The sequence below is a fragment of the Isoptericola sp. NPDC060257 genome (genome assembly GCF_042726645.1).
Classification (GTDB): Bacteria; Actinomycetota; Actinomycetes; order Actinomycetales; family Cellulomonadaceae; genus Isoptericola; species Isoptericola nanjingensis.
In genome coordinates this window covers 1-4,292 of sequence record NZ_JBHXAW010000332.1, presented here as the reverse complement: position 1 = coordinate 4,292, position 4,292 = coordinate 1, and the positions used below count along the sequence as shown (strand labels likewise).

The following is a 4,292-nucleotide window of genomic DNA, read 5'->3' as shown; positions in this document are numbered from 1 at the left end:
GCCCTCGTGGCGTCGGTCCTGGTGCGGCGGCGGGATCACTCGACCCCGAGCAGCACCTCGATCGCGCGGGCGAAGAAGCGGTCCACAGGGCCTTCCGCGTAGCCGTCCGAACCCTTGGCCCGGCCGAACGTCGCGGAACGGATCTCCCCGGAGGACAGCGGCTCCTGCCGGTCGAAGTACGCGACGAGCCGGTCGCACAGCGCGTCGACGTCGTCGGGGTCGTAGCCCTGCTCGCCGCGCTCGGCCGGGGCGAACTTCTCGCCGTCGGGCCGGCCCAGGCGCCCGTACATCGTGCGCGCGCGGTCCGCCAGCGCGGCCATCCAGGCCTCCTGACCGTGCGCCGCCACGTACTCGGCGCGCTGCCGGGCGATGAACGCCGCCTCGAGCCGGTCCAGCGCCGCGTCGACCTCGTGCGTGTCGTAGCCGCCGCGCACCAGGTCGAACGTCGACACCTGGATGTCGGCGTGCGTCAGCGGCTCCGCGGTACGTCCCTCGTACGCCTGCCGGGCGTGGTCGAAGAAGTCCTCGACCTCGTCCCGCTCGTACCCGGTGCGCATCGCGGACACCGTGCTGAACAGTGCGCTCACTCGTCCTCCTCGGCCGCCAGCTGCCCGCAGGCGCCGTCGATGTCGCTCCCGCGGGTGTCACGGATCGTGGTGGGGATGCCGTGCCCGCGCAAGCGTGCCACAAACTCGTCCTCGACGGCACGCTCGCTCGCGGTCCAGATCGAGCCGGGCGTGGGGTTCAGCGGGATGGGGTTGACGTGCACCCAGCCGCGCCCGCGGGCGTTGAGCTTCTCCCCCAGCAGGTCGGCGCGCCAGCCGTGGTCGTTCATGTCCTTGATCAGCGCGTACTCGATCGACACGCGCCGGCCCGTCACCTCGAAGTAGCGCCGCGCGGCGTCGAGCGCCTCGTCCACGCTCCACCGGGTGTTGATCGGCACGAGCTCGCTGCGCAGGTCGTCGTCCGGGGCGTGCAGGCTGAGGGCGAGCGTCACCGGGATCTCGAGCTTCGTGAGCTTCTCGATCGCGGGCACCAGCCCCACGGTCGAGACGGTGATGTTCCGCGCCGACATGCCGAAGCCCTCGGGCTGCGGCGCGACCAGCGCGCGCACCGTCTCGAAGACGGCTCTCGGGTTGGCCAGCGGCTCGCCCATGCCCATGAAGACGAGGTTGTTGAGCCGCGTGGGTCCGCCGGGGATCTCGCCCTCCGCGAGCGACCGGTTCGCCGCGCGCACCTGCTCGAGGATCTCCGCCGTCGACAGGTTCCGCGTGAGCCCGAGCTGGCCCGTGGCGCAGAAGGGGCACGCCATGCCGCAGCCCGCCTGCGAGGACACGCACAACGTGGTGCGGTGCGGGTAGCGCATGAGCACCGACTCGACCTTGGCGTCGTCGAAGAGGTGCCACAGCGTCTTGACGGTCGTGCCGCCGTCGGCCTCGAGGCGCCGGGTGGGGCGGATGAGCTGAGGGAACATCGTGGTCGCGATGGCCTCGCGCGTCTTCGCGGGCAGGTCGGTCATCTGCTCCGGGTCGGACGTGTAGTGCTGGAAGTAGTGCGTCGCGAGCTGCTTGGCCCGGAACGGCTTCTCCCCCATCTCCTCCATCGACGCGACGCGCTCGGCCGGCGTGAGGTCGGCGAAGTGCTTCGGCGGCTTGCCCCGGCGACGCGGCGCCATCTGCAGGGGCATCGGCGCGGTCTCGTCGCCGGGCCGGACCGCGGGGATCCCGAGGTCGGCGCCGGACGTCGCGGGACGGGCGGTGGTGGGGGGCATGACGGTTCCTTACAGGGCGGTCGACGGCGCCATGGTGAGCACGAGGTACACGAACGGGGCGGTGACGACCAGCGAGTCGAGGCGGTCCAGCACGCCCCCGTGACCCGGGAGCAGCGAACCCATGTCCTTCAATTCTAGGTCCCGCTTGATGAGCGACTCGGCGAGGTCGCCCACGGTGGCCGTGATCGCGGTGAGCACGCCGAGCACGATGCCGAGCACCGGGCTCGCGTCGAGGGCGAGCACCGCGCCCGCGACGCCGACGGCCGTGGCCAGGACGAGCGAACCCGCCAGGCCCTCCCAGGTCTTCTTCGGGCTCACGGTGGGTGCCAGCGGGTGGCGGCCCATCGTCACGCCGGCGATGTACCCGCCGGTGTCGTTCGCCACGGCCAGGAGGATGAACAGGGCCACCCGGAGCTCGCCGTCCGGCTGCGCGAGCAGCAGCATGACGAAGCCCGCCAGGAACGGCACGTAGGTGGCCGCGAAGACCGCGGCCGCGCAGTCGCGCAGCGCCTGCGGCCCGGGGCCGTCCAGCACCCGCCAGACGACGACGGCGCCGACGGTCAGCACGTACGCGACGAGCAGCGCCTCGGGCCCCGCCGTGTAGGCCGAGACCACCATGCCCGCGCCGCCCACGAGCAGCGGCAGGATCGGCAGGTGGATGTCCCGGCGGGCGAACGCCTGACGGAGCTCCCACAGCGCGGCGCCGACCGCGACCGCGGCGACGGCCACGAACGGCTCCGGCCGGAACCACAGGGACGCCGCGACGCCGACGAGCAGCAGGACGCCGACCGTGATGGCCACGGGCAGGTTGCGGCCGGCGCGCGACGACGTCGGGCCGGCCGCCCCGCCGGTGGCCGGATCGAGCGGGGACGCGTCCTCGCCCGGTTCGAGGGGATGGGTCACCATCAGACCTCGAGCAGCTCGCTCTCCTTGCCGGCGAGCAGCACGTCGATCGCGTCGACGTGCTTCTTCGTCAGCGACTCGAGCTCCTTCTCCGCCCGGGTGACCTCGTCCTCGCCGGCCTCGCCGTCCTTGACGATGCGGTCCAGCTCCTCCTTGGCCTTGCGGCGGACGTTGCGCACGGAGATGCGGGCGTCCTCCGCCTTCGTCTTGGCCATCTTCACGTAGTCGCGGCGACGCTCCTCCGTGAGGGCGGGCATGACGATGCGGATCGCGTTGCCGTCGTTCGACGGGTTGACGCCCAGGTCGGACTCGCGGAGCGCCTTCTCGATGGTCGTCATCGAGCTCTTGTCGAACGGGGTGATGAGCACCGTGCGCGCGTCCGGGATGTTGAACGACGCGAGCTGCTGCAGGGGCGTCGGGGCGCCGTAGTAGTCCACGGTGATCTTCGAGAACATGCCCGAGTTGGCGCGGCCCGTGCGGATCCCCGCGAACTCCTCCTTGGCGACCTCGATCGCCCTGTCCATCTTCTCCTCGGCCTCGAGGAGGGTGTCGTCGATCACCGGTGCTCCATTCTCGTCGTCGTGCGTCGTCGTGCTGCTGAAGTGTCCTACGGCTGGTGCGGCGTCAGTGGGTGGTGACCAGCGTGCCAATCTTCTCGCCCAGCAGCGCGCGGGTCACGTTACCCGGCTCCTCAAGGCCGAAGACGCGCATCCGCACGTCGTTGTCGCGGCACAGGGACAGCGCGGTGGCGTCCATCACGTTCAGGCCGCGCACCAGGGCGTCGGTGTAGGTGAGGTGCTCGAGGCGCTCGGCGTCCGGGTCCGTGCGCGGGTCCGCCGAGTAGACGGCGTCCACGCCGTTCTTGCCCATGAGGACCTCGTCGCAGTGCGTCTCCAGGGCACGCTGGACCGACACGGTGTCGGTGGAGAAGTACGGCATGCCGGCGCCCGCGCCGAAGATGACGACGCGCCCCTTCTCCAGGTGCCGGATCGCGCGCAGCGGGATGTACGGCTCGGCGACCTGTCCCATGGTGATCGCGGTCTGCACCCGCGTCTTGACGCCGTCCTGCTCGAGGAAGTCCTGCAGCGCGAGGCAGTTCATCACCGTGCCGAGCATGCCCATGTAGTCGGCGCGCGCCCGGTCCAGGCCCGCCCGGGAGAGCTCGGCGCCGCGGAAGAAGTTGCCGCCGCCCGAGACGATCGCGACCTGCACGCCCTGCCGGACCGCGTCGCCGATCTCCTGGGCGATGCGCCGCACGACGTCGGTCGCGAGGCCCACGCTGCCGCCCCCGAAGGTCTCGCCGGAGAGCTTGAGGAGCACGCGGCGCGCGGGTGCGGCCTCGCCCGTCGCCTCGTCCGTCGTGGTCGTCGGCTCGGTCTGGTTGGTCTCGGTCACGTGCGTCACCGTCGCTCTCTGGTCTGTTCCGCATGCCCTGCGGCATGTTCCGCGTCCGCCGGCCGTCGCGCTCGACGGACCGGCGGGTCGGGCGGGTGTGCGCCCGGTGGTTCTGTGTCACCCTCCGCGCATCCTGGCACCGGACGGCGGCTCCCGCCCCGTCAGCGGACGGGCGCGGGCGGGTACGCGAAGGCCCGACCGCACCGCGCACGGTGCGGTCGCC

Annotated in this window: 5 protein-coding genes; all 5 read right to left on the bottom strand. The window is 71.9% G+C overall.

Features of this window, described 5'->3' with window-relative positions; all coding sequences use genetic code 11:
• Positions 1–35 precede the first annotated feature (35 nt).
• The 5 genes from ACFWEK_RS19390 to pyrH all read right to left on the bottom strand — a co-directional run bounded on the left by ACFWEK_RS19390 (position 36) and on the right by pyrH (position 4,078).
• Positions 36–587 carry a DivIVA domain-containing protein gene (locus ACFWEK_RS19390; protein WP_430547098.1) on the bottom strand — a complete coding sequence of 184 codons (552 nt, stop codon included), beginning with the start codon at positions 585–587 and terminating at the stop codon, positions 36–38.
• Positions 584–1,771, bottom strand: a complete 1,188-nt coding sequence (gene rlmN, locus ACFWEK_RS19385) for a 23S rRNA (adenine(2503)-C(2))-methyltransferase RlmN (protein WP_430555097.1) — start codon at positions 1,769–1,771, stop codon at positions 584–586. The genes ACFWEK_RS19390 and rlmN overlap by 4 nt, the downstream gene beginning before the upstream one ends.
• A 9-nt stretch (positions 1,772–1,780) precedes the next feature.
• Entirely contained in the window at positions 1,781–2,677 is an 897-nt protein-coding gene (locus ACFWEK_RS19380) for a phosphatidate cytidylyltransferase (RefSeq protein ID WP_430555096.1), read from the bottom strand.
• Positions 2,677–3,234 carry a ribosome recycling factor gene (gene frr, locus ACFWEK_RS19375; protein ID WP_430547099.1) on the bottom strand — a complete coding sequence of 186 codons (558 nt, stop codon included), beginning with the start codon at positions 3,232–3,234 and terminating at the stop codon, positions 2,677–2,679. The genes ACFWEK_RS19380 and frr overlap by 1 nt, the downstream gene beginning before the upstream one ends.
• A 64-nt stretch (positions 3,235–3,298) precedes the next feature.
• On the bottom strand, positions 3,299–4,078 hold the full coding sequence (pyrH, locus tag ACFWEK_RS19370) for a UMP kinase (RefSeq protein ID WP_430555095.1): 780 nt from the start codon (positions 4,076–4,078) through the stop codon (positions 3,299–3,301).
• Between the last annotated feature and the right edge of the window lie 214 nt (positions 4,079–4,292).

Excerpts from the sequence above, each read along its gene's own strand:
- rlmN (WP_430555097.1), bottom strand. The coding sequence starts at position 1,771 with ATGCCCCCCACCACCGCCCGTCCCGCGACGTCCGGCGCCGACCTCGGG.
- ACFWEK_RS19380 (WP_430555096.1), bottom strand. The coding sequence starts at position 2,677 with ATGGTGACCCATCCCCTCGAACCGGGCGAGGACGCGTCCCCGCTCGAT.